This window comes from Paraburkholderia sp. RL18-101-BIB-B (assembly GCF_046026985.1).
In the GTDB taxonomy this organism is placed as follows: Bacteria; Pseudomonadota; Gammaproteobacteria; order Burkholderiales; family Burkholderiaceae; genus Paraburkholderia.
In genome coordinates this window covers 1-814 of the sequence record NZ_JARESV010000174.1, presented here as the reverse complement: position 1 = coordinate 814, position 814 = coordinate 1, and the positions used below count along the sequence as shown (strand labels likewise).

Genomic DNA, 814 nt, shown 5'->3' with positions numbered 1-814 from the left:
CGTAAACCGAAATAACTTTATCAATTCGAAATCTCTGCAAGTCCTGGCCGGTTGGGACTGCTCGGAGTCGGATTGACATTTATATTTGCAGTCCGAACGAAATAAAGTCGTCAGTTCGCATTAATCCGCATTAAATTTGTCAATTGGTGTTCTAGACTTCGAATCCCGCGGCTAAGGCTTTGATCTCATGGAAGATTTTTCGCACCCTGCGAAGCCGGTCGCTCTCGCCAGGCCGCGCGGAGCACATCGGCTGGAAGCGTTCAGTCTCAAGCTCAACCGACGGCTGACCTTGTACCGGCGTTGCACTTTGGACCAATGGATCCTCATCGAGGTGGACGCGGCGATCCGGTCATTCTGTGAGCGACCCGGCTACGTACAAATTCAAGAGAAGCGATTGCTGGCCGACTTTTGGGTGTCCTATTCCGATCGGCAGGAGCTCGTACTGCTCCCGGGTTCGGCGGCCGCTGAAGCTATGTCGCAAGGCGTCACGTTCGAGGGTGATGGTGCCATTGATGTCAGGATCATCAGCTCTGCCGATCTTGCAGCATCGCGTACGTGGATCGACAACTGGAAGCGCATGCTGCCATGCCTTGTGATAACGCGAGACCTACTGGGACAGTTCCTTTCGGATGCAGTAGAGCGATTTGTAGCCAGCCCCAAGGCACTGTCTGCCATTGAGCGTGAGTTTTCTGGCGGCGATCCGATTCTCGCGCGCGCTGCAGTATTTGGGCTTTTGTATGCAGGTCGCATAACTGCTCCCGAGCTACGAGCGAACGCCTTGTCGCCAACGACCCTGTTTGTCGCCGAAGAGAGC

1 protein-coding gene is annotated in these 814 nt (G+C 54.7%); it reads left to right on the top strand.

Annotated features, from left to right (window positions below):
* Window positions 1-187: 187 nt before the first annotated feature.
* A partial coding sequence (locus tag P0D73_RS46555) for a hypothetical protein (RefSeq protein WP_408436485.1) occupies window positions 188-814 on the top strand: 627 nt, incomplete at its 3' end.